Consider the following 25,373-nt stretch of genomic DNA (forward strand, 5'->3'; position numbering starts at 1 on the left):
TCGGCGCCAAAGCGCCGGCCCCGGTTCCGCCACGGCCTCCCCGCTACAGGGGCCGTATCAGAGGGGCGGCATCGGTGCCGCCACCCCGTCCCGCAGCGGATACTTGCCCCAGCCGCGCTCGTATTGCGGCGGGATGGAGAGGTCGCTCGTCCGGCCCAGCGCCTCGGCGGCCCGGACAGGCCAGTAGGGGTCCTTCAGGATGGCCCGTGCCAGCAGCACCAGATCCGCCTTGCCCTCGGCCAGGATCGCCTGGGCCTGCTGCGGCTCGGTGATCATGCCCACGGCGGCCACCGGGATGCCGGCGCCCCGCCGCACCGCCGCAGCGCCCGGCACCTGATAGCCGGGACCGACCGGGATCTCCGCATGGGCCGCGTTGCCGCCGGAGGAGACATCCACCAGATCCACGCCGGCCTCCCGCAGCCGGCGCGCCAGTTCCACGCTTTCCTCCGTGGTCCAGCCGCCTTCCACCCAGTCGGTGTGGCTGATCCGCACCCAGAGCGGCACGTCGCCCGGCAAGGCGGCACGGAGCGCGGCCGCCGTTTCGCGCGCCAGCCGCGTCCGCCCGGCGAAACCGCCGCCCCAGCCGTCGTCGCGGCGATTCGCGAGGGGCGAGAGGAACTGGTGCAGCAGGTAGCCATGCGCCGCGTGGAGTTCGACCACCCGGTAGCCCGCCTGCACCGCCCGCCGCGCGGCCTCGACGAAACCGGCGATCGTGGCGCCGATCTCCGCCTCGCTCATGGCGTGCGGCGTGGCATAGCCCTCGAAGGGCACGGCACTCGGCCCGACCGGCTCCCAGCCATGCTCCGAGGCCGGGCCATGCCTCCAGGGCGGGTTACGGCTGCCCTTGCGCCCGGCATGGGCGAGCTGGATCGCCGGCACCGCTCCGGCGCGGGCGATGGCGGCGGCGAGGCGGGCATGGCCCGGCACCTGCGCCTCCTCCCAGATTCCGAGGTCCCAGGGGGTGATGCGCCCTTCCGGCAGCACGGCGGCGGCCTCGGTCATCACCAGCCCCGCCCCGCCCAGGGCGCGGGAAAGGAGGTGCTGCAGGTGCCATTCCGTGGGCCTGCCATCCGGCGCGCAGCAGTACTGGCACATGGGCGAGACGCCGATCCGGTTCGGCAGGGTCACGCCCCGCATGGTCAGCGGCGTGAAGAGCGAGGTGCTGGGCTGGTCGGTCACGAGACGGGCGCTCCGATGCTGGCCGGGGGATTGGCGGGGATGGGTATGGCCGCGCCGAAGGGCGGCAGCCTGCCGATCCGGTCCTCGATCACGCCGAACAGGACGGGCTCCCCCGCCGGGCGCGGCAGCAGGCGCCCCGAGGCATCGGTGGGGAAGCGCGTCATGGTGACCGCATCCTCCACATTGCCGCCGACCGCTTCCGCCACGAAAGGTCCGACCCGCACCACGATGTCGCAATGCATGGCGCGGAACTGCCCGATCTCCGCCAGCCTCTCCCGCCAGTCGGTGAGCGGGCGGCGCGAGCGGTCGCCGCAGACCAGATCGCCCGGTGCAGGGGCATAGTCGCCGATGCTGTGCGGGACGAAGGGCGCCTGGGCCGGGAAATCCCGCGCGTCGGCCAGGATGGCGTCCAGGTAGAAGGAATGCGCGGCGTTCCCTGCGAACTCGCGCTGGTCCACCCCGGCGGAGCGCATCACCCAGGAGATGAAGGCCGCCGACCAGGCGGGCTCGCGCCAGGGGGCCGTCGCCGCGCCTTGCAGGGCGGCGGCATAGCGGTCCCGGTTCCGGTCGATCACCGGCCGGTCCTCCTCCACCGCGCGCCAGTAGGCGAGGACGCGGGGGAAGTTGGCGATGGCCGATTCCGGTCCCGGTGCCTTGCTGGGCGGGTGCTTCTCGCCGGGCGTGGTGACGTAGCCGCCCCAGTCCTGCCATTCCGTCAGCGCGAAGCGGACGATCCGCTCCCGGGTGGAGGGCGGATAGGAGAGCGGCGGCTCGCGGAACCGGGCCGTGGCCTGCGGCGGCGTGGCGCAGGCGGCGAGCAGGGCGGTGGGCCACAGTGCCAGCAACAGGGCGTGGACCCGCCTCCCGGCGGAAGCGGAGGGCGCGGACAGGCGCATCGGGCGGTGATCCGGAACAGGACCGGGCTTCGCGCCAGGTCTGTGGAGGAAGGGGGACGGCCGTGGATCACGCCCGCCCGAAGGCAGAGGCACGGAGGCCGGTTGGCCAGCCGCGGGACGGCCCGCTGGATAGCACCATGCCGACGGACCCGCACCACCCGGGGTTGCATCCCCGGCTTTCGCGCCGGGGATGCCGGCGGCGGCACCTCGTTCCCTGCACGGGGGCAGCGGCGCCACGGCATCCGGCGCGGTCCGCTCCCGCGCCGGGACGGTCAGTGCAGCGTCTCGCGCGTGATCCCGCCGCCGGTCACCGGGGCGCTGTAGGCGGGGGGCGCGGCCTGACCATAGGGGGCGGCGCCCGGGACACTCCCTTGGGCCGGCGCCGCATAGGGCTGCGCGGAGGGCGGTACGACGGCTTGGCTGGCGCCGTACTGCATCAGCACCGCGCGCAGCGGGTCGGCGCCCTGGTTGTAGGCGGTCATGCTGAGCACGATGTCGCGCACCGCGACCGCCCGCCCGTAATAGGCCTGGTTGCCTTCGTGATAAGGGCTCATCACCGCGCCATCGAGGGTGATGCCGGCATAGAGGCCGCGGGTCTTGGCATAGGCCACCACGTCCGCTCCGGCCGCCGTGGTGGTCGCGCCGCCCATGCCGCCGCCCACCGTCACCAGGGCGATGGAGATGTCGCCGCCGAGCTTGACCTGGTTGTCCAGCACGGCGTTCAGCCCCTTGTCCGTCAGGATGAAGAACATGAGCTGTGCGTCCTGCAGGCCGATCTGCAGGCCGAGCGAGCCGGAGCCGAAGCTGTAGAAGGCCGGCGAAGACCAGGATCCCGCCCCGTCACGCGCCGTCAGCACGCAACTGCCGCCCTGCGCCCCCAGGATGAAGCCCGCCTTCAGCACGCGCGGGCAGATCATCACCGCGCGGGAACGGCGGAGCGAGCCCTGGGTGTCCTGCCGCACACCCGGATCGCCCTGGCCCAGCATCTCCTGCGCTGTCAGCGTCGCGCGGTCCACCAGCGTCTGCTGCTCGGCGGCCGGTGGGATCGAGCCCCCGCCGCAGGCCGCCAGCGCCATGAGAAGCACAAGGCACATCGCACGGCGCATCAAATTCTCCCCCTAACCCCTTGGTCCCGATCCCTGTTCTAAACGCAAAGAATGGCTGTGACCAAGCGTCGGCGCCTCCGGAGGACGGATTTCCGGCCGCCTCAGTGCAGTGCGCTGAGGCCGGGCGGCTCCTCGTTCACCGCGCCGACGCGCCACTGGCCGCTGAGATTCTCCAGCCGGGTCAGGGACAGGTTGCGGACGGAGAACTGCAACGCCTGATAGGGGCTGAAGCCGCAGGCATGGGCCAGCGCGGCGCGGATCGAGCCGCCATGCGCCACGATCACCAGCGATTCGCCCGGATACTTGTCCACCAGATCGTCCAGCACCGGGCCGACGCGCTTCACCACGTCGCCGACGCTTTCCCCGCCGGGCGGCCGCTCCTCGGCCGAATGCGGCCAGAACGGGTGCGGCGGGTCGCGCAACAGGGCGGTGAACTCCTCATGCGTCAGCCCCTGCCAGCGGCCCAGGTTCTGCTCGCGCATGTCCGGCAGCACGGTCAGCCTCTGCTCGGGATAGCCTCCGGCGAAGACGGCCGCCGCGGTGGAGCGGGTCCGCGCCAGCGGCGTGCAGAACCAGCGGGCCGGGCGCGGCAGCCGCTCGGCCAGCCAGGCATGGGCCACCTGCTCCGCCGCCAGGGCCACGGTGCAGAGCGGCACGTCCATGTCCCCGTACATGGTCAGCCGGGCCGAGGGCTCGACGATGGCGTGCCGGATCAGGAAGAGGCGCGTCAGGATCATGGCCCCGCTTATGGCCGAGGCACGGGCCGGTGAGAGCCCCCTTTGACGGCGCCCCTCCCGTGCCGTGGCGGCACGGGTCGACCGCCGTTCAGGCCGCGCGGGCCGAGCGCTGGCTCATCACCCCCGACAGCATCACCACCGCCGCGCCCGCCATGGCCCAGGGTCCCGGCACCACGCCCCAGATCGCGAGGTCGAAGACCACCGCATAGGCGAGCGCGCTGAATTCCAGCGGCGCGAGGCGGGAGGCCGAGGCATGGCGGAAGGCCCCGGCCAGGCAGAGCGACGCCACGCCGGAGAAGACGCCGTTGGCCATCAGCGCCGCGAGATCCCGCGTCCCGGGCGGCACCCAGCTTTCCATCAGGAAGGGCAGCAGCACCAGCAGCCCGGGGGCCGAGGTCCAGAGGATCAGCCGCGCCATCCCGGCCTCGTGCCGCAGCCAGCGGTTGATCGTCATGACGATGGAGTAGCAGACGGTGCCCATCAGGGCCCAGAGATAGGAGGCCACCGGCGCGCCGCCGGTCAGACCGGGCAGCAGCGACATCAGCACGCCACCGAAGCCCAGCGCGCACCAGCCCCAGGCGGAGGCGGGAACCGGCTCCCGCAGGAAGAGCGCGGCCAGGGCCAGGGTGAAGAAAGGCGCGGTGAAATAGACGAGGTAGCCCTCGGCCAGGGCAAGGCCGCGCAGCGCCAGGAAGAAGCCGAAGGCCGAGCCCAGCATCCCGGCGGCGCGCAGCAGGTGCAGCCACGGATGCCGCGTGCCCAGATCGCCGCCCAGGCCGGGGCGCGCGAGGCGCGCGAGCAGCAGCAGGGTCAGCATGGTGGCATAGCGGATGCCCACCACCTGCTGCGGCGGGTAGTGCCCCGACAGCAGCTTGGAATTCGTGTCCAGCAGGGCAAAGAGGCCCAGCGCCGCCAGCAGCAGCAGAGGTCCGCGCACCCGGTTCGTCTCCCCCATCCCCCCGCGGGCCGACAGGCCGACCGTCCCGCGGGCCGCGTATCCCTTGTCGCGGCTTCTCCCTGGCGCCGGGCGCGTGGTCAACCCGCGCTTCCCCCATGCCCGGCTTCGGTCCATAGGGGGCGCCGATGACTCCTGCCCTCGCCTCCGCACTCATGCCGCTGATGCGCGGCATGGACCCCGAGCGCGCGCACGGCGCGGCGCTGCGGGCCCTGCGCCTCGGCCTCACCGGCCGCGACCGCATGCCGGACGATCCCATCCTGGCCACCGGGGCGCTGGGCCTGCGCTTCCGCAACCCGGTCGGCCTCGCCGCCGGCTTCGACAAGGATGCGGTGGCGGTGCTGCCGCTGATGCGCCTGGGTTTCGGACTCGTCGAGGCCGGAACCGTCACGCCGCGCCCCCAGGCGGGCAATCCGAGGCCGCGCCTCTTCCGGCTGGAGGAGGACCGCGCGGTGGTCAACCGCATGGGCTTCAACAATGGCGGCCTCGACGCCTATGTGGCGCGGCTGGCGGCCCTGCCCCGCCCCCTGCCCGCCGTGCTGGGCGCCAATATCGGCATCAACAAGGAAGGCGCCGATCCGGAGCGCGACTACCCTGCGCTCTATGCCGCCGTGGCGCCGCACGCGGATTACGTGACGCTCAACGTCTCCTCCCCCAACACGCCGGGGCTGCGGGACCTGCAAGGCGAGGCGCGTCTGACCGCCATCCTCTCGGCCGTGGCGGAGCGCCGCGCCGGGCTGGCGAAGCAGCCGCCGCTGCTGGTGAAGATCGCCCCCGACCTCGCCGAGGATGCCCTGCCGGCCATCGTGGAAGCCTGCATCGCCCAGGGCGTGGCCGGGATCATCGTGTCCAACACCACCATCGCCCGCCCCTCGACGCTGCGCTCGCCGCGCCGGGCCGAGGCGGGCGGCCTTTCCGGCCCGCCGCTCTTCGCCCCCTCCACCGCCATGCTGGCGGCGGTCCACCGGCTGGCGCGCGGGCGGCTCGTGCTGGTGGGGGCGGGCGGCGTCGGCAGCGCGGAACAGGCCTATGCCAAGATCCGGGCCGGGGCCTCGCTGGTGCAGATCTACGCGGCGCTGGCCTATGAGGGACCGGCGCTGATCCCGGACATCAGGCGCGGCCTCGCCGCGTTGCTGCGGCGCGACGGCTTCGCGCATATCTCGGACGCGGTGGGAGTTGACGCGGCATGAAGATCTTCGAAGGCATTACCCCGCTGGCGGAGCGCTATGACGGCTTCGTGGTGGATCTCTGGGGCGTGGTGCATGACGGGGTGCAGGCCTATCCCGGCGTCACCGACGCGCTGGCGCAGCTCCAGGCCGCCGGCAAGCGCGTGGTCTTCCTGAGCAACGCTCCGCGCCGCTCCTGGGTGGTGGAGGAGCTGCTGGCCCGGCTCGGCGTGCCGCGTTCGCTCTACGTGGACGCCGTGACCTCGGGCGAGGTCGCCTGGGAGATGCTGCGCGACCGCACCGACCCCTGGTTCGCGAAGCTCGGCCGCCGCGCCTACCACCTCGGCCCGGCCACCGATCTCAGCGTGATCGAGACGCTGGACCTGACCCTGGCGGAGCGGCCGGATGGCGCGGACTTTCTGCTCAACACCGGCCCCGACCCGCAGCTCGGCCCGCATGCGCTGGAGCCCTATGACGCGGTGCTCCGGGCCTGCGCCGAGAAGGGCCTGCCGATGGTCTGCGTGAACCCGGACCGAGAGGTGGTGGTGGGCGGCCGCATCCTGCTCTGCGCCGGGGCCTTCGCCGACCGCTACCGCCTGCTGGGCGTCACCGACATCTTCGAGGTCGGCAAGCCGGACCCGACCGTCTATGGCCCGGTGCTGCGCCGCCTCGCCGTGCCGAAGGAGAAGGTCCTGGCCGTGGGCGACGGGCCGCGCACCGATCTCGCCGGGGCCAAGGCCGCCGGGCTCGACTGCGTCTGGGTGCTGAACGGCCTCTCCGCCGCGCTGGCGCCGGACCAGCTCGACACCATCGCCGCCGCGGAAAAGGTCTTCCCCCTCGCGGCCCTGCGCGCCTTCCGGCCCTGAGGCGCAACCGGCGCGGCGCCCCGAATGCAGGGTGGCGTCGCCTGGTCCTGGCGTTGCGCTTCGTGGCCAGCCCCGGGGGAGGCTCCGCCTGCCCCCGGAACCCCCACCGCCGGGGAGATCGTATCTCCCCGGACCTCACCTTGCGTGGGTGCGGGTGACAAGGCCTGCCTTCCCGAACCCAGGGGGCAGGCGGGGCAAAGGAGCTCAAGAAGGAAAACACCCTGTCCGCGCTGGTGGCACCGGCAGTCCGCCGGAGAGCATGGCTCTCCGATGCGTCCGGCATCAGCGGAGGTCAACTCATCGGGTCCAGGGCCCGCAGTGTCCTCACGGAGTGGGGGTTTGGGGGCGAGGCAGCGCCTCACCCCCAAAGGACGGCGCAAACTCATGACGGGCTCGCCCAGGGAAAGCCACCGTTCCGATCAGCCGAGGTAGCGCGCTCCGGCCTGTTGCAGCAGCCGGGCCTGGCGCAGGGCGCGGCGCTGTTCCGGCGACAGTCCTTCCTCCGGCGGCCATGCGGGCTCCGGCGAAGCTCGGCCCGCGCGCAGGGCCGCCGCCACGGCTTCCAGCCCGGCGGCCAGTTGCCGGCCGAATGCCGGGTCGCCGCTTCGGGAATGGCGGGCGGACTGCAACCAAACGGCGGTGCTGGCACCAGCCAGGCGGCGCAGGAGCAGGAGGGCGGTCCCGGCGGCCTCCTGGCGTCGCTCGCCCTCGCCCCCATGCTCGCCCACCTGCCCCCAGGGCTCACGGGCGGCACGCTCGCGCAAGGCTTCGGCATTGACGCTGGCAAGCCCGGCCGCTCGCCGCGCCGCCTCGGTCGCCGCCCGGTCGGCGTCGGGTCCAAAAGCCAGCGCGGCATAGCGCGCATGCGCTTCCAATGCCCCGGCAAGGGCGAGGCGCAGCCGCTGCGGCGCCCGCTCCGGCCAGAGCAGCATGGCCCCCGCCAGGGCGATGACGCTGCCCAGCACGTTGTTGAAGGCGCGCAGCCCGGCCAGCCCGGCATGGCTCGCGCCCGGCACGGTCAGGTCCACCAGCAGCACGAAGAGCGGCGTGAGGAAGAAGACGAAGAGCGCATAGCTCACGCCCCGGACCGCCAGGGTCGCCATGGCCAGGGGAAAGATCGCCAGGGTCAGCGCCAGGGGACCCTCCAGCACCCAGCCTAGGAAAGCGGCCGCCAGCCCGCCCAGCACGCTGCCGACCGCGCGTTCCAGCGCCCGGGGCCAGGTCGTGGCGATCTCCGGCTGCTGCACCAGGATCACCGCCATCGTGGCCCAGTAGGCCTGTGGCAATTCCAGGAGATGGGCCAGCACCATCACCCCGGTCACCAGCACGGCCGAACGCAGGGCATGGCGGAAGACCAGCGACTCCCAGCGCAGGTTGGCCAGCAGCAGCACCCAGAACCTGTGGGCCTGCCGTGGCTGCGGCGCGGGCGGGCCAGCCGGCGCGTTGTCGATCATTCCGCGCAGGGCGGCGGCCATGGCGTGCAGGCCCTCCCCCGCCTCGCTTTCCGGCGCGGCGGGCATGGCCTCCAGCCGGGCCAGGGCGGCGCGCAGCCGGGCATCGGGCGGCTGCCCCGCCTCCATCAGCCGGGACTGGCGCAGCAGCACCACGGCCAGTTGCCGCAACTGGCGCCGGGCGGCCCGGCGGTCCGGTGGCGTGGGCCGCTGGCCCTGCTCCTCCAGCCGGTCCTCCAGCGCGATCAGCAGGGCGAAAAGCCGTTCCGCCGTTTCCAGCCCGATCAGCAGCCGCCCCACCGCGTCGCGCAGGCCACGGGCGCGGAGGAGCTGCTCCAGGGCAGCGCGGGCATTCTCGATGGACAGGCGCACGGCGCGGCGGTGGCGCCCGGCATGCTCGCCCCAGGCATTCTCCGTCGAACCCTCCGCGAGAAGCCGGTCCAGGTCGGCGCACAGGGCAGCCAGGTCGCGGAAGGCCGCGGCCAGGGCCAGGCGCGAGGGGCGGAAGGGATGGATGCGCCAGAGGGTCAGGCTGAGCAGCAGCGCCCAAAGGCAGCCCCCCGCGAAGATCAGCCCGAATTCCAGCGCCGCCCCGGCGGAATGAACCGGCTGGTCTGCCGCCACCGCGAAGGCCACCACCGCCAGGGCGCCGGCCTGGGTGATGGCGGCGCCGTAGAGGCGGCCCAGCCCGCCCAGGAAGGTGCAGAGGCACAGCAGCGCTGCCGCGAAGGGCCAGCCCAGCCCGCCGCTGACAGCCCCTGCCAGGGCGCAGAGGGTGGAGACGGCCGCGTAGCCCGCCATGAGCCGCGCCCGCTCCCGCCCTGGCCCGCCCGGGTCGGCGAGGCAGGTCCAGAGCGCCGCGATCGCGGCCCAGGACAGGGCGGGCCAGTGGAGGAGCTCCATCACCAGCACCACCAGGGCGCAGGCGGCGGCGGCACGGAGGCCTTCGCCCAGGCTGACGGCGCGGGGGGAGAGCGAGATCGACCAGCGCCCCAGCCGGGCCGAAAGGCGCTCCGGCCAGGCGGGGCCGGCGCGGCGCCGGGCGATCGGCCGGGGACGGGCCGGGGTCATGGCCCATGCCGTCCATCGTGATGGGACGCGGTGCCTGCCGTCCGGTGCGGCGACGCCCGACATCCCGCCGGGCGGGACACCTTCCGGGGCGGCACGATCCCCGGCATCGTGGGATGCGTCATCCTGGGATCACCTCCGCCACGCGGCGATTCACGATTGCTGCATTGCAGCATAGCGGCTTTCGTAGCCGGGTCGCCAGCCCCCTGCCGCGGGGCGCAGCCTCAGCCGATCCGCAGCAGTGTCGAACCGTTGAGCCGCAGCCAGTCCTGGGCCGCCTCGCGATGCGGGGTGCGCGTTTCCACCAGCGCCCAGAAGCGGGCGGAATGGTTGAGCTCGCGCAGATGCGCAACCTCGTGCGCCGCCACGTAGTCCAGCACCCAGCCGGGCGCCATCACGAGGCGCCAGGAAAAGGCCAGGGTGCCGTCCGGCGCGCAGGAACCCCAGCGCGAGCGGGTGTCCTTCAGCCGGACCGCGCGCGGGCGCACCGCCAGCGCCCGGGCATGCTCCGCCACCAGGGGGGCGATGCGCCGGCGCGCCTCGGCCCGCAGGAAGTCACCGACCCGGCGCGCGACGAATTCCGGGGCGCCGGCAACGACGATGCGGCCGTCCTGCAGGAAGGCGCCCCCCCGTGCCTGGGGCTCGTGGCGGATCGGGTGCGGCACCCCGCCGAGCGGGATCTCCGCCCCGTCCTGGAAAGGCTGCGGCGGCGCCAGGGAGGACAGGCGCTCCATCACCCAGGCGGCATGGGCGGTGAGCAACGCCATGCCCTGCTGGCGGCTGGCACGCGGCGGCAGAGTGACGATCACCTCGGCGGCACAGGGGTCGATGCGCAGCGAGACGCGGCGGGCCCGGCTCGAACGCTGCCAGCGCACCGGGCAGGGGATCGGCCGGTTGAGCGGCCCCGTCCGCAGGGGGACGCTCTCGGTGGTGCTCGGCTCCATGCCGGACAGAATGCCCGGACGGAGGCCCCGGGACAACGTCCGGCTTCCTATCCGGGCGACGGGCACGGACCGCCTCAGCCGGGCAGGCCCTTCATCTCGATCTCGACAAAGGAAAGCGGCGCCTCGCCGGCATTGATCACGTTGTGCTCCGCCCCCGCCAGGCGATCATAGGCCAGCCCGGCCTGGAGCTGGCTGGTGACGCTGGTGCCGTCCGCCATCTCCACCAGCAGGGTCCCGTCCGTCACCGGCACCACGACATAGGCCCATCCGTGGCGGTGGGCGCCCGTCTCGGCACCCGGGGCGAAGTCCCAGCGGGTGACGCGCACGCGCTCATTGTCCGACTGGAGGGTGGCGACGGCGGGAACGCGGCAGCGGAGGGCTTCGCGGGCGGACTGGCTCATGCCTGGACTCCTGGGCTGGCGGCGCGACGGCATGGGCCGTGGCACCACGGCGAGGGTGGAAAGGGCGCGGAGCGCCTGGTCCAGCCTCCCCCCGGATGGTTCAGGCTGGCAAGGGGCGCCGACGCCAGTGGACGCGGGCGGCCTCGCTTCCGCCACGGGTGGCCGGAGCCGGACGCGGCCAGCGCCCGGGCCAGTCCACCACATGATCCTCCAGCGCCCCTGCGCGGCGCTCACTCACCACCCGCCCGGCCACGGAAACGCCGGCGCCCTGGACGGTGGCCGGGTCGCCGGAAACCAGCGGATGCCATTCGGGCAGGTCCCTGCCCTCGGCGACGAGGCGGTAGCCGCAGCTCGGCGGCAGCCAGTCGATGCGCTTCAGCCGGGCCGGGGTCAGCTTCACGCAGTCCGGCACCTTGGCCCGGCGGTTGGCATAGTCAGAGCAGAGGGCGGTCGAGGTGTCGAGCAGGCGGCAGGCCACCTCGGTCCAGTGGATCTCATCCGTGTCGTCGTCGCGCAGCTTGTGCAGGCAGCAGCGGCCGCAGCCGTCGCAAAGGCTCTCCCATTCGCTCCGCGTCATCTCGGAGAGGGATTTCGCCTTCCAGAAAGGCAGGTCAGGAAGCATCCCGCCAAGCTGAGCGCCCCATGGCGCAAACACAAGGCGAAAACCAGCGGCCCTGCCCCGCCGGTTTCTCTCACACGCCGTGGGGCCGGAGTGCTCCTCCGGCCCCGCGGATCCGCTTCCAGCCAAAGCCCCGGACTGGCACCTGGCAGGCCTCCGGGGCCGGGCCGGAGGGTTTCAGGCCCAGCGCCGGATCTCGCGGCGCAGGTCGCGCACCAGGGCGTCACCGCGCTTGCGGGCACGGCCTGCAAGCTCGGCCGCGTCGTGCCCGGCATGGGAGGCGGTGTCGCGGAGGGTTTCCCGCAACTCCGAGGCCCGCCCCAGCCAGCCCGTCCGGCGCCGCGAAGGGCGGCCCGAGAGCCGGTCCACCACATTGTCCACCCCCTGCCGTAGCGAGCAGAAGAGGGAGGCCAGGACGCTCTCGCCGCGACGGGCCCGGCGGCGCCCGCCGTGCAGCAGGCCGTGGGCTTCGTTCCGCATGTGCTCCACCCGGTCCCGGACATCCCCGGCGAAGCCTTCCACCCGGTCCTGGCCGCGCCCCAGCAGGGACATGGCTCCGCCCCGCAGGACGCTGGCACGGTCCTGCGCGGTCTCGGCCACGTTCTCCACCCGGCCACGCGTACGGCCCAGAAAGGAACGGGCGCCGTCGCGGTAGTCTTCCGCCGCGTCATGGGCGGATTCCGCCACGTCCTCCGCGCGGCCCCGGACCCGCCCCAGGAAGGAGCGGGCGCCATCGCGATAGCTGTCGGTCCGGTCCTGGACCGTTTCCGCCAGATCCCCGGCCCGGTGCCGCGCCTGGCCGACCAGCCCGCGGGCGCTGCCACGCCAGGATTGCGCCCGGTCCTGCGCCTCCTCGGCGAAATCGTCGGCCTGCCCCCGCCAGCGTCCCCAGAGGGAGTGGGCGCGGGAGGAAGTGTCCTCCGCCAGTTCGCGGGCATCGTGCCGGGCATGCCCGAACAGTCCGCCCAGCAGGCCGCCGCCGCGCGAGGCCCTGCGCTCCGCCTCGCGCGCCAGCCGCTCGGCGCGGCGGCGGCCTTTGCGGGACAGGCCGGCCCATTCTTCGCTGCCCTGCCGGCCCAGGCGAGAGAGGCTCCAGCGGCCCCGGCGCATCGCTTCCTCGGCCTCCCGGAGCAGGGCGCGGTCGCGGGACTTGCGGCTGTAGTGCACGCCCACCGCCACGCCAGCCGCCAGCGCGCCCAGGCCGATCAGCACCCCGGCGGTGCCGAGCGGGTTCATCTGCGCTTCCAGCAGGACGGAGGTGCGGCGCGGGGCCGGCTGGTCCTTGATGGCGCCCGTCTCGGCCAGGTCGGCGCGCGGCTCGTAAAGGTTGTCGTGGCGGTCCTTCCGCCCCGGGCTCCGGCGCGTCTGGCTGCGGCGCCCGAAGGCCTCCATCACCCGGTCGGTCAGGCGCGGGGCGTGGTTGCCCAGCAGCGCGATGGCGTAGCCCCCCATGCCCACCACCAGGGTCCGGGGCGCGTATTCGCAGGCGTACAGGATCGCCTTGGCCACGAGGCGCGGATGATAGACTGGCGCGGGCAGCTTCAGCCCCGCGCTCTCCGTCACGTTGCGGGAATGCTCCGGAAAGAGCGTGTCCACCGAACTGGGCTTTACCAGCGTGACGGAGACCGGATACCCCGCTTCCTCGAACTCCATGCGGAAGGCATCGGTGATGCCCTTCACCGCGTGCTTGGAGGCGGAATAGACGCCCTGCAGCTCCATCGCCCGGTCGGACAGGACGGAGCCGACATTGACGATGGTGCCACCGCGCTGCTTCAGGTGCCTCACCGCCACCTGGGTGCCGTTCACGACGCCCCAGTAGTTGACGTCGAAGAGACGCCTCTGGTCCTCCAGCGGCGTGTCCTCGATCCGGCCATAGATCGCGGCGCCGGCATTGTTCACCCAGCTGTCGAAGCCGCCGAAGCTGTCGATGGCCTTCTGCGCGACCTTCTCCATTGCCCCCGCATCGGCGACATCGGCCACCACGTATTCCGTGCGGCCGCCCCGGGCGCGCAACTCGTCGCGCAGGGAGCGCAGGGCGTCCTCGTTGCGGGCGGCCAGGACCAGCGAGGCGCCCCGCTCAGCCGCCAGCCGCGCGGTGGCGAGGCCGATGCCGGAGGTGGCGCCGGTGAGCACGATCACCTGCTGGCGCAACGGCTTGCGATGGGGCTTGGCCATGGTCGGGGTTACTCCCTTGTCTGGGTATCTCCCCCGGTGAACGCCGCGCCTCGCGAGAGGTTGAGGCCGGATTTCCGCGCATCCGCCCTTGCCGCGCGGGATGGCTGGGCGGAGGATCGGGGCCGGCGTCGAAAAGGCGGACGCCGGAACCCGCCCGCCCATCCGGGGGCATGGCCCCCATGGCTGGGTATCAGGCGAGAGAACGGAGCCTGGGAACAGGACGGAGACACCGGATGCGGATCGGGCTTTTCATTCCCTGCTACATCGATGCCTTCCACCCGGAGATCGGCATTGCCACGCTGGAGTTGCTGGAACGGCTCGGCCTCGACGTCACCTATCCGCCCGACCAGACCTGCTGCGGCCAGCCGATGACCAACAGCGGCTTCCACCGGGAATCCGCCGCGGCGGAATCACTGTTCCTGCGGAACTTCACCGGCTTCGACTATGTGGTGGCGCCCTCCGGGAGCTGCGTCCAGCAGGTCCGGGAGCATATGACGGCCATCCCGCAGACGGAGGCCCTGCGCGACCTCCGCTCCCGCACCTTCGAGCTGGTGGAGTTCCTGCACGACGTGCTGGAGGTGCGGGAATTCCCCTGGGCCGAGTTTCCCCACAAGGTCGGCTACCACTATTCCTGCAACACCCTGCGCAACCTCGGCCATGCCAGGCCCTCCGAGCTGAACCTGCCGGATTTCTCCAAGCCGCTCGACCTGCTGCGCGGGGTGCGCGGCATCGAGGTGGTGACGCCTGCCCGGCATGACGAGTGCTGCGGCTTCGGCGGCACCTTCGCGGTGACGGAGCCGGATGTTTCCGTCCGGATGGGCCAGGACAAGGTACGCAACCACAGCCAGGCGGGCGCCGAGTACATCGTATCCGCCGACAGCTCCTGCCTGCTGCACCAGCAGGGCTGCGCCGAGCGCATGGGGCTGCCGGTGAAGTTCATCCACATCGCCCAGATCCTCAATGGAGACATGGCGTGAGCAGCACCGCGAAGCCCGGTCTTGACCATGCCGAGGGCCGCTCGAAGCCGATCCCTGCACCGCAGCGCGAGCCGCAGCCGCGCGGCGCCGTGGTGCGGGGCAACCGGCCGGTGGACCATGCCGAGGCCGCCGCGCGCTTCCTGAAGGCGCCGGAGCACGAGAGCTTCCACGACCGCCGGCTCTGGGACCTGCGGGAGAAGCGCGACCGCGAGGCGCACGGCATCCCGGAATGGGAGGAGCTGCGCGCCCTGGCCTCGGCCATCAAGGAGCACACCCTCACCCATCTCGACACCTATCTGGAGCAGTTCGAGGCCGCCGCGAAGGCGAACGGCGCGCATGTCCACTGGGCGAAGGACGCCGCCGAGCACAACGGGATCGTCCTCGGCCTGCTGCGCGACCACGGCGCACGGCGGCTGATCAAGAGCAAGTCGATGCTGACCGAGGAATGCGGCTTCCGCGACGCCATGGCCGAGGCCGGCATCGAGGTGGTGGAGACCGATCTCGGCGAGCGCATCCAGCAGCTCGACAACGAGGACCCGAGCCATGTGGTGGTGCCGGCGGTGCACAAGCTGCGCTCCGACGTCGCCGCCGTCTTCGCCAGGACGCTGGGCAGCGACCCGGACAACCACGATGCCGCCTATCTGGCGCGGCGGCAGCGCGAGGCGACGCGGCCGCTGATCCTGGAAGCCGATGCCGGCATGACCGGCTGCAACTTCGCGGTGGCGGAAACGGGCGGCGTGGTGGTCTGCACCAACGAGGGCAATGCCGATCTGTCGGCCAACGTGCCGCCGCTGCACATCGCCAGCATCGGCATCGAGAAGCTGATCCCGCGCGTGGCCGATCTCGGCGTCTTCATCCGCCTGCTGTCGCGCTCCGCCCTGGGGTCGCCGATCACGCAGTACACCTCGCACTTCCGGGCGCCGCGCCGGGGCGGGGAGATGCATTTCGTGCTGGTGGACAATGGCCGCTCCGCCCGGCTGGGGATGGAGGAGTTCTGGACCTCGCTGAAATGCATCCGCTGCGGTGCCTGCATGAACACCTGCCCGGTCTATCGCCGCAGCGGCGGCCTGTCCTATGGCGCCACCTATGCCGGGCCGATCGGGCTGATCCTCGACCCCACCTTCAACCGGCGGAAATACAGCAGCCTGCCCTTCGCCTCGACCCTGAACGGCAGCTGCACCAATGTCTGCCCGGTGAAGATCAACATCCACGAGCAGATCTTCGCCTGGCGCAAGGTGCTGGCCGAGGAGCACGAGCTGCCCATGGCCAAGCGGGCGATGATGGCGGCGGCGGGGCATGTGCTTTCGCGGCCCCGGCTGTTCCGGGCCGCCATCGGCGCGGCGGATTCCGCGCTGCGCCACCTGCCGCGCTTCGCCCTCTACAACCCGCTGAACCGCTGGGGCGCCGGGCGCGAGGTGCCGGCAGCGCCGAGGGAAACCTTCCACGGCTGGTACGCCCGCAACCGGGGGCAGGCGAAATCCGGGGGGAGGCCGTCATGAGCAGCCGGGAGGCGATCCTGGCCTCGCTTCGCCGCAAGCACCGGCCGGAGCGCGTGCCGCTGCCGCAGGTCGGGCTCTTCGACCGGGAGCTGGAGGGCGGCCCCATCGCGGAATTCGGGCGGCGCCTGGCGCAGATGGGCGGCAAGCTGCTGGAGCCCGGTCCGGACGGCGATCCGCTGGCCCCCGCCGCCCCGCTCCTGCGTGAAGCCGTGGTGATCTGCTCCATGGTGCCGGAGGTCCAGGGCAACCGGCCGCTGACACCGGACACCGCGCCGGCCAGCCTGGCGGATGTGGACGTGGCGGTGCTGCGGGCCTGCTTCGGCGTGGCGGAGACCGGCTCGGTCTGCTTCACCGAGGAAGCGCTGGGGGTGAACTCCGTCGCCTATCTGGCGCAGCACCTGCTGGTGCTGCTCGACCCCGCCGCGATCCTGCCCAACCTGCACCATGCCTACCGGCGTCCGGAATTCGCGCGGTCGCGCTACACCGTCTTCCACACCGGTCCCTCCGCCACCGCGGATATCGAGGGCGTGCTGATCCACGGCGCCCAGGGCGTGCGGTCGCTCTCCGTGCTGCTGCTGCCACCCCCGGGGTGAGGCCGGCGCGCCCCCCCAAGGGGGGAACCGTCACCCCCCGGTGCGTGGGAGCTACTTGAAGATCACCGGCGGTGGTTCGTCCTCGCCCATGCCGGGTGTGGGCACGTCGATGGTGACGGAGGCCGGGTCCACATTGCTGCCGGCATCGATCCAGTAGGTGACGCTTTCCGGCCAGAGGATCACCACCGCGACCAGGGCGATCTGCAGCAGCAGCCAGGGGATGGCGCCCCAGTAGATGTCCGCGGTCTTCACCGATTTCGGCGCGATGCCGCGCAGGTAGAAGAGCGCGAAGCCGAAGGGCGGGTGCATGAAGCTGGTCTGCAGGTTGATGCAGAGCAGCACGCCGAACCAGACGAGGTCGATGCCCAGCTTTGCCGCCACCGGTGCCAGCAGCGGCACGATGATGAAGGCGATCTCGAAGAAATCGAGGAAGAAGGCCAGGAAGAAGACAAAGATATTGACGAAGAGCAGGAAGCCGAGCTGGCCGCCCGGCAGGTGCGACAGCAGGTGTTCCAGCCACAGCCCGCCATCCACGCCCTGGAAGACCAGCGAGAAGACCGTGGCGCCGACCAGGATGAAGATGACCATGGCGGTGATGCGCATGGTATTGGCCATGGCCTCCCGCAGCAGCCGCCAGGAATAGCGCCCATTGGCCATGGCGAGCGCGATGGCGCCCACCGCGCCCATGGCCCCGGCCTCGGTGGGGGTGGCGAGGCCCAGGCCGATCGTGCCCAGCACCAGGAAGATCAGCACCAGCGAGGGCACCATGCCCTTGGCCACGCGCCAGATCAGCGGCCAGCCGCGCTGCGTGCGCGCCTCCTCCGGCAGCGGCGGCACCTTGTGCGGCGCCACGATGGAGACCACGGCGATGAAGCCGACGAAGAGCAGGATCTGCAGGATCGAGGGGCCGATCGCCCCCGCATACATGTCACCCACCGAGCGGCCGAGCTGGTCGCCCAGGATGATCAGCACCAGGGAGGGCGGGATGAGCTGGGTGATGGTGCCGGACGCCGCGATCACCCCCGTGGCGATGCGCATGTCGTAGCCGTAGCGCATCATGATCGGCAGCGAGATCATGCCCATGGCGATCACCGAGGCCGCCACCGTGCCGGTGATGGCGCCAAGCACCGCGCCCACGATGATCACCGCATAGGCGAGGCCGCCCGGGACCTTGCCGAAGAGCTGCCCCGTGCCTTCCAGCAGGTCCTCCGCCAGGCCGCAGCGTTCCAGTACCGCCCCCATCAGGGTGAAGAAGGGGATGGAGAGCAGCAGGTCGTTGCTCAGGATGCCGAAGACGCGCAGCGGCAGGTTGCCGAGGTAGTCGGCGGTGAAGAAGCCCAGCTCGATCGACAGGAAGCCGAAGAACAGCCCCACCGCGGCCAGGGAGAAGGCCACCGGAAAGCCGATGACGAGGAAGACGATCAGGCCGCCGAACATCAGCGGCGGCATCCATTCGAGGCTCATGGAACGGGGTTCATCCGGATTGCGTCTTCCTACTGCAGCGGTCGTTCATAGGTGATCACCGCCTCGCCACCCGGCTGGAGGCCGCGCAACAGGGCGATGCGCTTGATCAGCTCGCTCAGCCCCTGAAGCGTGATCAGCAGGAAGCCCACCGGCATCAGGATCTTCACCGGCCAGCGCAGCAGGCCGCCGGCGTTCTGGCTGCCTTCCCCCCGGACAAAGGAATCCCAGAAGAAGGGCCAGGTCATCCAGGTCAGCAGCGCCATGGCGGGCAGCAGGAAGACGATGATTCCCAGGATATCCACCCAGAGCCGTGCCCTTTCCCCCATCGAGCCGTAGAGGATGTCCACCCGCACATGCTCGTTGCGCAGCAGCGTATAGGGCGCGCCGAGCATCACCATGCCGGCGAAGAAGTACCACTGGACCTCCAGCAGCGCGTTGGAGGACCAGGAGACGCCGTAGCGCACGAAGGCATTGCCGGCGCTTACCACCACGGCGATCAGGGTCAGCCAGTCCGCGATCCGGCCGACCCGGGTATTGATGTCGTCCACCACCCGGGAAAAGGCGAGAAGGGGTTTCATCCGGTCCTCCGGGTGGTGCCAGGCGTCATGGGCGGCGCTGTTCCTGTGCCTGCATGGAATAGACGAAGTTGTCGTAGGTATTCTCGGCGACGCGGAACCACTGGAGCTGCGTGTCGCGGAAGGTCCTGAAGTGGTCGTAGACCTTCTTGAAGCGGGGGTTCTCCGCCGCCGTCTCGTCATAGAGCTCGAAGGCCGACTTGTAGGCTGCCTGCATCACTTCGCGCGGGAAGGGCCGGAGCTGCGCGCCGCCCGCCACCAGCCGGCGCAGCGCCTGGGGGTTCTGCACGTCGTACTTCGCCATGGTCTCCATGGTCGCGTCGCGGCAGGCGGATTCCAGCGCGTCCCTGTAGAGTGGCGGCAGTTCCTCGTATTTCGGCTTGCTGACATAGAGGGAGAGGTTCAGCCCGCCCTCCCAGAACCCTGGGTAGTAGTAGAAGGGCGCCACCCGGTTGAAGCCGAGCTTTTCGTCGTCATAGGGGCCGATCCATTCGGCCGCGTCGATCGTGCCGCGCTCCAGCGCCGGGTAGATGTCGCCGCCCGCGATCTGCTGCGGCACCACGCCCAGCTTCTGCAGCATGTTCCCGGCGATGCCCGCGATGCGCATCTTGAGCCCGTTCAGGTCGGCGACGGTCTTGATCTCCTTGCGGAACCAGCCGCCCATCTGCGCCCCGGTGGAGCCGGTGGGGATGGAGACCATGTTGTAGCCGTCGAAGAACTCGCGCAGCACCTCGCGCCCGCCCCCGGCATGCAGCCAGGCATTGGTCTGGCGCGTGTTCATGCCGAAGGGGATGGTGGCGTCGAGGGCGAAGGTCGGGTCCTTGCCGACGAAGTAGTAGGAGGCGGTGTGGGCGCATTCGACGGTGTTGTTCTGCACCGCATCCGCGACTGCCAGGCCCGGCACGATCTCGCCCGCGGCGAAGACGGTGATGCGGAACCGCCCATCGGTCAGCGCCGCCACCCGCTTCGACATGAAATCCGCGGCGCCATAGATCGTGTCGAGCGATTTCGGGAAGGAGGAAGCGCAGCGCCAGCGGATCTCCGGGGCGCTCTGTGCGAGGGCGGGGGCCGGCAGTCCGGTGGCCGTGACGGCGGGCAGGGCCAGCGCGGGCCCGGCACCCGCGAGGAACTTGCGACGATCCATTCTCGTTCCGTTTCCTTTGCCGGCACTTCATGGCGCCGGTCTCGCGGAATCTTTAGCTCGCCGTTTCCATACTGGAAAGATGCCTTTCCGGATGTTCCCGAAGCCTGCCCCTAGGCGGCCCGGCGCGCGGCGAGCCCCGTGACAGCCGCAGGCTCCGGCCCGCCCGCCATCCAGTCCAGCAGCTCCACCGTATGCACCGTCGGGCGCGCACCGCCCGCGAGCTGCGTCAGGCAGCCGATATTGCCCGCCGCGATCAGGTCCGCCCCGGTGCGGTCGATGTTGCCCAGCTTGCGTTCCCGCAACTGCCCCGCGATTTCCGGTTGCAGCAGGTTGTAGGTGCCGGCGGAGCCGCAGCAGAGGTGGCTCTCCGCGGCTTCCTTCACGGTGAAGCCGGCGCGCTTCAGAAGGTCCTTGGGCAGGGCGGTGATCTTCTGCCCGTGCTGCAGGGAACAGGCGGCGTGATAGGCGACACTCAGCCCCGGCGCGGGGCGGGAGGGCGCGTAGCCGAAGCGCGTCAGCACCTCCGAGACATCCATCGCCAGCGCGGCCACCTTGCCGGCGCGCTCGCTTTCCCGCTCCTCGCGGAACATGTGGCCATAATCCTTGACCGTGGTGCCGCAGCCAGAGGTGTTGATGACGACGGCGTCCAGCCCCTCCCCCTCGATCTCGCGGCTCCAGGCCAGGATGTTGGCGCGGGCCTGGGCCATGGCGGGATCGTGGTGGCCCATATGATGGTTCAGCGCGCCGCAGCAGCCCTGCTCCTTCGTCACCACCACATCGAGCCCCATGCGGGTCAGCAGACGGATCGTCGCCTCGTTGATCGAGGGTCCGATCACCTGCTGCGCGCAGCCGGTGAGCAGCGCCACCCGCCCGCGCCGCATACCCTCCGCCCGGTGGACCTGCGGCGCCTGCATCGGGCTGGCGGCAGGCAGGCTGGCCGGCGCCAGGTCGAGCATGGCACGCAGCCGCTGGCTCGTGGCACCCTTGCCGGGGATCAGCCCGCGCAGGGGCCGGGCCAGCCGCGCGCCCGTCAGCGCCAGCCGGAAGCGCGCCGGGCTTGGCAGCACCCAGCCCAGCACGCGGCGCAGCAGGCGCTCGGGCAGCGGGCGGGTATAGGTCTCCTCGATATAGTGCCGGGCATGGTCCACCAGATGCATGTAGTGGACACCCGAGGGGCAGGTGGTCATGCAGGACAGGCAGGACAGGCAGCGATCCACATGCCGCACCACCTCCTCGGTGGCGGGCTTGCCGCTCTCCAGCATGTCCTTGATCAGGTAGATGCGGCCGCGTGGGCTGTCGAGCTCGTCGCCCAGCAGCACGAAGGTCGGGCAGGTCGCGGTGCAGAAGCCGCAATGCACGCAGGTGCGCAGGATCCTGTTCGATTCCTGCGTGTCGGGGTCTTCGAGCTGCTCGGCGGTGAAGCTGGTCTGCATCTGTGTCTCGTGCTCAGGCCGCCCGCAGGCGGCCCGGATTGAGGATGCCGCGCGGATCGAGCGCGGCCTTGACGCGTTGCGAGAGGGCGGCGAGCGCCGGCACCTCCTCCGGGATGACGGGCACCGCGGCACGCAGCGGCTCCGGCCCCCGGAAGAGCAGGAAGGTGCCCCCCGCCGCCAGCGCGGCGCGCATCACCGCCGCATGGGCCGCCTCCGTCGCCGGCCCGGCCACCCAGACCAGCCCGCCGCCCCAGTCGAGCAGCAGCTTCGCGCCGAAGTCGCGGCGCAGCGCCCCGGCCAGGCCCGGCGCGGCGGAGGGACGGACGGAAACGCGCCAGACCGCCTCCTCCGGCACGGCGTCGAGCGGCGCGGCATCGCGGACCGCGCGCCAGAGGGCACGGGAATCCTCGCCCTCGATCAGCGCCAGCGCGCCATAGAGGCCCAGCGCCTCGCGCAGCCTTTCGGCGCGGTAGCGGACGGATTCGGAGAAATCCTCCAGACGCACCACCGCCAGCACTCCATCCAGCCCCAGCGTGGCATGGCCATCGGGCAGGATCGCCGCGGCGGAAACGCCGAAGGGGCTGCCAAGCGCCGCCGAAAGCGCGCCCACACCCTGGCGCAGGTCCGGCACCCTCACGGCCAGCGTCGCCGTGGCCTCGGAGGCGGGCAGGACCTTCAGCGTGATCTCGGTCATCACCCCCAGCGTGCCGTGGGAGCCGGAGAGCAGCTTGCAGAGGTCGAGGCCGGTGACGTTCTTCAGCACCCGCCCGCCGGAGCGCAGCACCTCCCCCTCCCCGTTCACGAAGCGCACCCCGAGCACATGGTCGCGCATCGCGCCGCCATTGATGCGGCGCGGGCCGGACAGGTTGGCCGCCACCGTGCCGCCCAGCGTCGCCGCGGCCCTGCCACCGAAGAGCGGGCGCGGATCGGGCGGCTCGGCGATGAGCAACTGCCCCTTCTCGGCCAGGGCGGCCTCGATCTCCGGGATCGGCGTGCCGGCGCGGGCGGAGATCACCATCTCCTGCGGCCGGTAGAAGGTGATGCCCGACAGGTTCCGCAGCGACAGGCTGCGCGCCGCCTGCACCGGGCGCAGCGCGGCGCGCTTGCTGCCGCCGCCCTCGACCAGCAGCGGCTCGCCCGCCGCATGGGCCTCAGCCACGGCGCGCGCCACGCCGGCTTCCTCCAGCGGCGCCGAAAGATCGTCCATCGTCACGCCGCGACGCGCCCCGGTGCCTGCTCCACCTCCAGCGGAAAGACCTTGGAGGGGTTCAGCAGCCAGTCCGGATCGAAGGCCGACTTGATGCGGCGCTGCTGCGCCAGCTCCCGTGGCGTGAACTGGACGCTCATCAGGTCCCGCTTCTCGACGCCGACGCCGTGCTCGCCGGTCAGGCAGCCGCCGACCTCGACGCAGAGCTTCAGGATATCGGCGCCGAAGGCTTCGGCCTTGCGGAAGCTCTCCGGGTCGTTGGCGTCGAACATGATCAGCGGGTGCAGGTTGCCGTCGCCCGCATGGAAGACATTGGCGACCTTCAGCCCGCAGGCCTGCGACATCTCCTCCATCCGCCGCAGCACATGGGGCAGCTCCCCGGTCGGGATGGTGCCGTCCATGCAGAGATAATCCGGCGAGATGCGGCCGACCGCGCCGAAGGCGCCCTTGCGGCCCTTCCAGATCGCCATGCTCTCCTCGGCCGATTGAGAAACCTTCATGCTGATCGGGTCGAAGCGGGCGCAAATGTCCTTGATGCGGCCGAGCAGCATGTCCTGCTCCTCCGGGCTGCCCTCGACCTCGATGATCAGCATCGCCTCGGCCTCCAGCGGATAGCCCGCATGGGCGAAGGCCTCACAGGCATGGATGCAGGGCTTGTCCATGAACTCCAGCGCCACGGGGATCACGCCGCTGGCGATGATGGCATCCACCGCCTGGCCCGCGACCTCGACGCCGCGGAAGGCGGCCAGCATGGCCCGCGCACCCTCCGGCCCGCGCAGGATGCGGACCGTGACCTCGGTGACGAGGCCGAGCTGCCCCTCGGAGCCGGTGATCAGCCCGAGCCAGTCATAGCCCGCCGCGTCCAGGTGCCCGCCGCCGATGCGGATCACCTCGCCCTCGATGGTGACGAAGGTGACGCCCAGCAGGTTGTTGGCGGTGACGCCGTATTTCAGGCAGTGCGCCCCGCCGGAATTCATCATCACGTTGCCGCCGATCATGCAGGCGAGCTGCGAGGACGGGTCCGGGGCATAGAAGAACCCCTCCCCCTCCACCGCCTTGGTGATGCCGATATTGGTCACCCCGGCCTCGACCACGGCCAGCCGATCCTCGAAATCCACCTCCAGCACGCGGTTCATCCGCATCATGCCGATGACCACGGAATCCGCCATCGGCAGAGCACCGCCGGACAGGCTGGTGCCGGCGCCGCGTGGCACCACGCGGATGCCGTTCTCGTGGCAGTAGCGCAGCACCGCCGCCACCTGTTCCGTGCTTTCCGGCAGCACCACGGCCAGCGGCGGCTGGCGATAGGCGGAAAGCCCGTCCGTCTCATAGGCGCGCAGGCGGAGCGGCTCCCCGATTACCCCCTCACCACGTGGGCCGGCGGGGATGATGGCGCGCAGGGCCGCCACGATCTCTTCCTGCCGGGCAAGGATCTCGGGCTTGGGCGGGAGCTGGGCGAGCATGGCGGGACCTCCGGTGCGATAATCATATAAGATATCACACCGGAATGGCGAGGCGCTGGCAGGAGCAAACTCCCGGTCCCTCCCGCAGAATGCCCGGCGCTCCGTCAGATCGTCAGGCTGCCCGATTTCGCGGCGGCATGGCGCTGCGCCACCTTGTCCCAGTCCACCACGTTCCACCAGGCCTGGAGGTATTCGGGGCGGCGGTTCTGGTACTTCAGGTAGTAGGCGTGCTCCCAGACATCGTTGCCCATCAGCACCATCTGGCCGGACATCAGCGGGCTGTCCTGGTTCGGCATGTCGGTCAGCCCCAGCTTCCCGTCCCGGGCCACGGTGACGAAGACCCAGCCGGAGCCGAAGCGCGCCCCGCCACGCCGGTTGAACTCCGACTTGAACTTGTCGAAGCCGCCGAAGTCGCGCTCGATCGCCGCGCCGAGTTCCCCGGACGGGGCGCCTCCCTTGCCACCCATGATCTCCCAGAACATCGAATGGTTGGCATGGCCGCCACCATTGTTGCGCAACGCGGTGCGGATGCTCTCCGGCGCGCTGTCGATCCGGGCCAGCAGCTGCTGCAGCGGCAGGGCCGCGAGCTGGCCATGATCCTTCAGCGCCGCGTTGAGGTTGTTCACATAGGCCGCATGGTGCTTGTCGTGGTGCAGCTCCATGGTCTGGGCATCGATATGCGACTCGTTGGCCGTGAAGGCGTAGGGCAGCGGCGGCAGCGTATAGGGGCCGGGGGACAGCGCCTGGGCCCGGGCGGCGCCGGAGCGCAGGCCGGGAATTCCCATGGGCAGAGCGGCGGCGAGGGCCGCTGCCCCCAGGGCGAAGCCACGGCGGCCGAGTGCTGGATTCATGACGCTCTCCTTCCTTCCCGTTGCGCCGGGCCCGGCTCGCCATGCCGCCGGCAGGTTTCTTCGGAGGCAGAACCGGACCCGCACGGGCTGAACGCGCCTCGCGGCACCCGGATGCGGGTTTCAGCGAAACTGAAACACAGGCCGGAGAGGAAACCAGAAAGCAATGCCGGGGGCGCCGGAAGCCGCTACTCGGAACTCGTCAGGCGCAGGCCGATGACCCCCGCCACGATCAGCAGCCCGCTGGCGATCCGCCAGACACTGGTGGACTCGCCCAGCAGCAGGATGCCGACGATGAAGGTGCCGATCGCCCCGATTCCGGTCCAGACCGCATAGGCCGTGCCGAGCGGCAGGCCGCGCATGCCGAAGGTCAGCAGCAGGAAGCTGGCCAGCGAGGCCACGACCGTCAGGCCCCCCCAGCCCCACTCGGTGAAACCCTGCGACTGCTTGGCCGCGTAGGACCAGACCATCTCCAGCAACCCCGCCGCGACCACCATGGCCCAGGCCATCCTGCTCTCCTTCGCGCCGCCCGGCCGAAGGATGCCCGGCCTGCGCCATCCTGCGGGGAGAGCGAGAGCCACGGAAGAGGGCTTCGCCAGTCGAGGCG

23 protein-coding genes are annotated in these 25,373 nt (G+C 71.4%); 5 read left to right on the forward strand and 18 right to left on the reverse strand.

Annotation, left to right across the window (positions count from 1 at the left end):
• Nucleotides 1–57: 57 nt before the first annotated feature.
• From CTJ15_RS12460 to CTJ15_RS12480, 5 genes are all read right to left on the reverse strand, one after another.
• Nucleotides 58–1,179 (reverse strand): NADH:flavin oxidoreductase/NADH oxidase, encoded by a 1,122-nt coding sequence (locus CTJ15_RS12460; RefSeq protein ID WP_075822491.1) that lies wholly within the window; start codon nucleotides 1,177–1,179, stop codon nucleotides 58–60.
• Complete coding sequence (locus CTJ15_RS12465) at nucleotides 1,176–2,075, reverse strand: DUF2272 domain-containing protein (protein ID WP_019459788.1); 900 nt, start codon at nucleotides 2,073–2,075, stop codon at nucleotides 1,176–1,178. The genes CTJ15_RS12460 and CTJ15_RS12465 overlap by 4 nt, the downstream gene beginning before the upstream one ends.
• A gap of 272 nt (nucleotides 2,076–2,347) precedes the next feature.
• Nucleotides 2,348–3,181: a lipid-binding SYLF domain-containing protein gene (locus CTJ15_RS12470; RefSeq protein WP_019459789.1), complete on the reverse strand. Its 834-nt coding sequence runs from the start codon at nucleotides 3,179–3,181 to the stop codon at nucleotides 2,348–2,350.
• Nucleotides 3,182–3,282: 101 nt separating this feature from the next.
• Nucleotides 3,283–3,918: a histidine phosphatase family protein gene (locus tag CTJ15_RS12475; RefSeq protein WP_019459790.1), complete on the reverse strand. Its 636-nt coding sequence runs from the start codon at nucleotides 3,916–3,918 to the stop codon at nucleotides 3,283–3,285.
• 88 nt (nucleotides 3,919–4,006) lie between these two features.
• Nucleotides 4,007–4,855, reverse strand: a complete 849-nt coding sequence (locus tag CTJ15_RS12480; RefSeq protein WP_226946122.1) for a DMT family transporter — start codon at nucleotides 4,853–4,855, stop codon at nucleotides 4,007–4,009.
• A 146-nt stretch (nucleotides 4,856–5,001) separates the two neighbouring features.
• Between CTJ15_RS12480 and CTJ15_RS12485 the strand changes: the two genes are divergently transcribed.
• Together CTJ15_RS12485 and CTJ15_RS12490 are read left to right on the forward strand one after the other, a co-directional pair.
• Nucleotides 5,002–6,063 carry a quinone-dependent dihydroorotate dehydrogenase gene (locus tag CTJ15_RS12485; protein WP_075822490.1) on the forward strand — a complete coding sequence of 354 codons (1,062 nt, stop codon included), beginning with the start codon at nucleotides 5,002–5,004 and terminating at the stop codon, nucleotides 6,061–6,063.
• Nucleotides 6,060–6,905, forward strand: coding sequence for a TIGR01459 family HAD-type hydrolase (locus CTJ15_RS12490; RefSeq protein ID WP_019461083.1), 846 nt, complete (start codon nucleotides 6,060–6,062; stop codon nucleotides 6,903–6,905). The genes CTJ15_RS12485 and CTJ15_RS12490 overlap by 4 nt, the downstream gene beginning before the upstream one ends.
• A gap of 419 nt (nucleotides 6,906–7,324) precedes the next feature.
• Here the strand turns inward: CTJ15_RS12490 and CTJ15_RS25120 are convergent, their stop codons facing one another.
• The 5 genes from CTJ15_RS25120 to CTJ15_RS24775 form a co-directional block, all read right to left on the reverse strand.
• Nucleotides 7,325–9,427: an FUSC family protein gene (locus tag CTJ15_RS25120; RefSeq protein ID WP_019461082.1), complete on the reverse strand. Its 2,103-nt coding sequence runs from the start codon at nucleotides 9,425–9,427 to the stop codon at nucleotides 7,325–7,327.
• 221 nt (nucleotides 9,428–9,648) lie between these two features.
• Nucleotides 9,649–10,404 carry a M48 family metallopeptidase gene (locus CTJ15_RS12500; protein ID WP_079253243.1) on the reverse strand — a complete coding sequence of 252 codons (756 nt, stop codon included), beginning with the start codon at nucleotides 10,402–10,404 and terminating at the stop codon, nucleotides 9,649–9,651.
• A gap of 38 nt (nucleotides 10,405–10,442) precedes the next feature.
• Nucleotides 10,443–10,769: a cupin domain-containing protein gene (locus CTJ15_RS12505; RefSeq protein WP_075821830.1), complete on the reverse strand. Its 327-nt coding sequence runs from the start codon at nucleotides 10,767–10,769 to the stop codon at nucleotides 10,443–10,445.
• Between the two features lie 100 nt (nucleotides 10,770–10,869).
• Nucleotides 10,870–11,391, reverse strand: coding sequence for a YcgN family cysteine cluster protein (locus CTJ15_RS12510; protein WP_075821828.1), 522 nt, complete (start codon nucleotides 11,389–11,391; stop codon nucleotides 10,870–10,872).
• Nucleotides 11,392–11,565: 174 nt separating this feature from the next.
• Nucleotides 11,566–13,563 carry an SDR family oxidoreductase gene (locus CTJ15_RS24775; RefSeq protein ID WP_226946123.1) on the reverse strand — a complete coding sequence of 666 codons (1,998 nt, stop codon included), beginning with the start codon at nucleotides 13,561–13,563 and terminating at the stop codon, nucleotides 11,566–11,568.
• 233 nt (nucleotides 13,564–13,796) lie between these two features.
• Here CTJ15_RS24775 and CTJ15_RS12520 point away from each other — a divergent pair, with 233 nt between their 5' ends.
• From CTJ15_RS12520 to CTJ15_RS12530, 3 genes are read left to right on the forward strand one after another with little or no spacing between them, the layout of a single operon-like run.
• Complete coding sequence (locus CTJ15_RS12520; protein WP_019461077.1) at nucleotides 13,797–14,540, forward strand: (Fe-S)-binding protein; 744 nt, start codon at nucleotides 13,797–13,799, stop codon at nucleotides 14,538–14,540.
• A gap of 50 nt (nucleotides 14,541–14,590) precedes the next feature.
• Nucleotides 14,591–16,039 (forward strand): lactate utilization protein B, encoded by a 1,449-nt coding sequence (locus CTJ15_RS12525; RefSeq protein ID WP_216348984.1) that lies wholly within the window; start codon nucleotides 14,591–14,593, stop codon nucleotides 16,037–16,039.
• A complete protein-coding gene (locus CTJ15_RS12530) occupies nucleotides 16,036–16,632 on the forward strand; it encodes an LUD domain-containing protein (protein ID WP_019461075.1) in 597 nt (198 codons plus the stop codon). The genes CTJ15_RS12525 and CTJ15_RS12530 overlap by 4 nt, the downstream gene beginning before the upstream one ends.
• Nucleotides 16,633–16,683: 51 nt before the next feature.
• On the opposite strand, the gene CTJ15_RS12535 is transcribed toward CTJ15_RS12530, so the two are convergent.
• The 8 genes from CTJ15_RS12535 to CTJ15_RS12570 all read right to left on the reverse strand — a co-directional run bounded on the left by CTJ15_RS12535 (nucleotide 16,684) and on the right by CTJ15_RS12570 (nucleotide 25,275).
• Nucleotides 16,684–18,096, reverse strand: a complete 1,413-nt coding sequence (locus CTJ15_RS12535) for a TRAP transporter large permease subunit (protein WP_019461074.1) — start codon at nucleotides 18,094–18,096, stop codon at nucleotides 16,684–16,686.
• A 29-nt stretch (nucleotides 18,097–18,125) separates the two neighbouring features.
• Nucleotides 18,126–18,674: a TRAP transporter small permease subunit gene (locus tag CTJ15_RS12540; RefSeq protein ID WP_075821824.1), complete on the reverse strand. Its 549-nt coding sequence runs from the start codon at nucleotides 18,672–18,674 to the stop codon at nucleotides 18,126–18,128.
• Nucleotides 18,675–18,699: 25 nt separating this feature from the next.
• Nucleotides 18,700–19,815, reverse strand: coding sequence for a TRAP transporter substrate-binding protein (locus CTJ15_RS12545; protein WP_019461072.1), 1,116 nt, complete (start codon nucleotides 19,813–19,815; stop codon nucleotides 18,700–18,702).
• A 110-nt stretch (nucleotides 19,816–19,925) separates the two neighbouring features.
• Nucleotides 19,926–21,248, reverse strand: a complete 1,323-nt coding sequence (gene glcF, locus CTJ15_RS12550; RefSeq protein ID WP_075821823.1) for a glycolate oxidase subunit GlcF — start codon at nucleotides 21,246–21,248, stop codon at nucleotides 19,926–19,928.
• Between the two features lie 13 nt (nucleotides 21,249–21,261).
• The gene (glcE, locus tag CTJ15_RS12555; RefSeq protein ID WP_075821822.1) at nucleotides 21,262–22,455 is read right to left on the reverse strand and encodes a glycolate oxidase subunit GlcE; all 1,194 of its coding nucleotides are present in this window, start codon (nucleotides 22,453–22,455) and stop codon (nucleotides 21,262–21,264) included.
• A 2-nt stretch (nucleotides 22,456–22,457) separates the two neighbouring features.
• The gene (locus CTJ15_RS12560; RefSeq protein ID WP_019461069.1) at nucleotides 22,458–23,918 is read right to left on the reverse strand and encodes an FAD-linked oxidase C-terminal domain-containing protein; all 1,461 of its coding nucleotides are present in this window, start codon (nucleotides 23,916–23,918) and stop codon (nucleotides 22,458–22,460) included.
• A 104-nt stretch (nucleotides 23,919–24,022) separates the two neighbouring features.
• Complete coding sequence (locus CTJ15_RS12565; RefSeq protein ID WP_075821821.1) at nucleotides 24,023–24,769, reverse strand: superoxide dismutase; 747 nt, start codon at nucleotides 24,767–24,769, stop codon at nucleotides 24,023–24,025.
• 185 nt (nucleotides 24,770–24,954) lie between these two features.
• Nucleotides 24,955–25,275: a multidrug efflux SMR transporter gene (locus tag CTJ15_RS12570; RefSeq protein ID WP_019461067.1), complete on the reverse strand. Its 321-nt coding sequence runs from the start codon at nucleotides 25,273–25,275 to the stop codon at nucleotides 24,955–24,957.
• Nucleotides 25,276–25,373: the final 98 nt, after the last annotated feature.

The organism is Roseomonas sp. FDAARGOS_362 (genome assembly GCF_002754815.1).
Classification (GTDB): Bacteria; Pseudomonadota; Alphaproteobacteria; order Acetobacterales; family Acetobacteraceae; genus Roseomonas; species Roseomonas mucosa.

Excerpts from the sequence above, each read along its gene's own strand:
- CTJ15_RS12465 (WP_019459788.1), bottom strand. The coding sequence starts at position 2,075 with ATGCGCCTGTCCGCGCCCTCCGCTTCCGCCGGGAGGCGGGTCCACGCC.
- CTJ15_RS12470 (WP_019459789.1), bottom strand. The coding sequence starts at position 3,181 with ATGCGCCGTGCGATGTGCCTTGTGCTTCTCATGGCGCTGGCGGCCTGC.
- CTJ15_RS12475 (WP_019459790.1), bottom strand. The coding sequence starts at position 3,918 with ATGATCCTGACGCGCCTCTTCCTGATCCGGCACGCCATCGTCGAGCCC.
- CTJ15_RS12485 (WP_075822490.1), top strand. The coding sequence starts at position 5,002 with ATGACTCCTGCCCTCGCCTCCGCACTCATGCCGCTGATGCGCGGCATG.
- CTJ15_RS12490 (WP_019461083.1), top strand. The coding sequence starts at position 6,060 with ATGAAGATCTTCGAAGGCATTACCCCGCTGGCGGAGCGCTATGACGGC.
- CTJ15_RS25120 (WP_019461082.1), bottom strand. The coding sequence starts at position 9,427 with ATGACCCCGGCCCGTCCCCGGCCGATCGCCCGGCGCCGCGCCGGCCCC.
- CTJ15_RS12505 (WP_075821830.1), bottom strand. The coding sequence starts at position 10,769 with ATGAGCCAGTCCGCCCGCGAAGCCCTCCGCTGCCGCGTTCCCGCCGTC.
- CTJ15_RS12510 (WP_075821828.1), bottom strand. The coding sequence starts at position 11,391 with ATGCTTCCTGACCTGCCTTTCTGGAAGGCGAAATCCCTCTCCGAGATG.
- CTJ15_RS24775 (WP_226946123.1), bottom strand. The coding sequence starts at position 13,563 with ATGGCCAAGCCCCATCGCAAGCCGTTGCGCCAGCAGGTGATCGTGCTC.
- CTJ15_RS12520 (WP_019461077.1), top strand. The coding sequence starts at position 13,797 with ATGCGGATCGGGCTTTTCATTCCCTGCTACATCGATGCCTTCCACCCG.
- CTJ15_RS12530 (WP_019461075.1), top strand. The coding sequence starts at position 16,036 with ATGAGCAGCCGGGAGGCGATCCTGGCCTCGCTTCGCCGCAAGCACCGG.
- CTJ15_RS12535 (WP_019461074.1), bottom strand. The coding sequence starts at position 18,096 with ATGAGCCTCGAATGGATGCCGCCGCTGATGTTCGGCGGCCTGATCGTC.
- CTJ15_RS12540 (WP_075821824.1), bottom strand. The coding sequence starts at position 18,674 with ATGAAACCCCTTCTCGCCTTTTCCCGGGTGGTGGACGACATCAATACC.
- CTJ15_RS12545 (WP_019461072.1), bottom strand. The coding sequence starts at position 19,815 with ATGGATCGTCGCAAGTTCCTCGCGGGTGCCGGGCCCGCGCTGGCCCTG.
- glcF (WP_075821823.1), bottom strand. The coding sequence starts at position 21,248 with ATGCAGACCAGCTTCACCGCCGAGCAGCTCGAAGACCCCGACACGCAG.
- glcE (WP_075821822.1), bottom strand. The coding sequence starts at position 22,455 with ATGGACGATCTTTCGGCGCCGCTGGAGGAAGCCGGCGTGGCGCGCGCC.
- CTJ15_RS12560 (WP_019461069.1), bottom strand. The coding sequence starts at position 23,918 with ATGCTCGCCCAGCTCCCGCCCAAGCCCGAGATCCTTGCCCGGCAGGAA.
- CTJ15_RS12565 (WP_075821821.1), bottom strand. The coding sequence starts at position 24,769 with ATGAATCCAGCACTCGGCCGCCGTGGCTTCGCCCTGGGGGCAGCGGCC.
- CTJ15_RS12570 (WP_019461067.1), bottom strand. The coding sequence starts at position 25,275 with ATGGCCTGGGCCATGGTGGTCGCGGCGGGGTTGCTGGAGATGGTCTGG.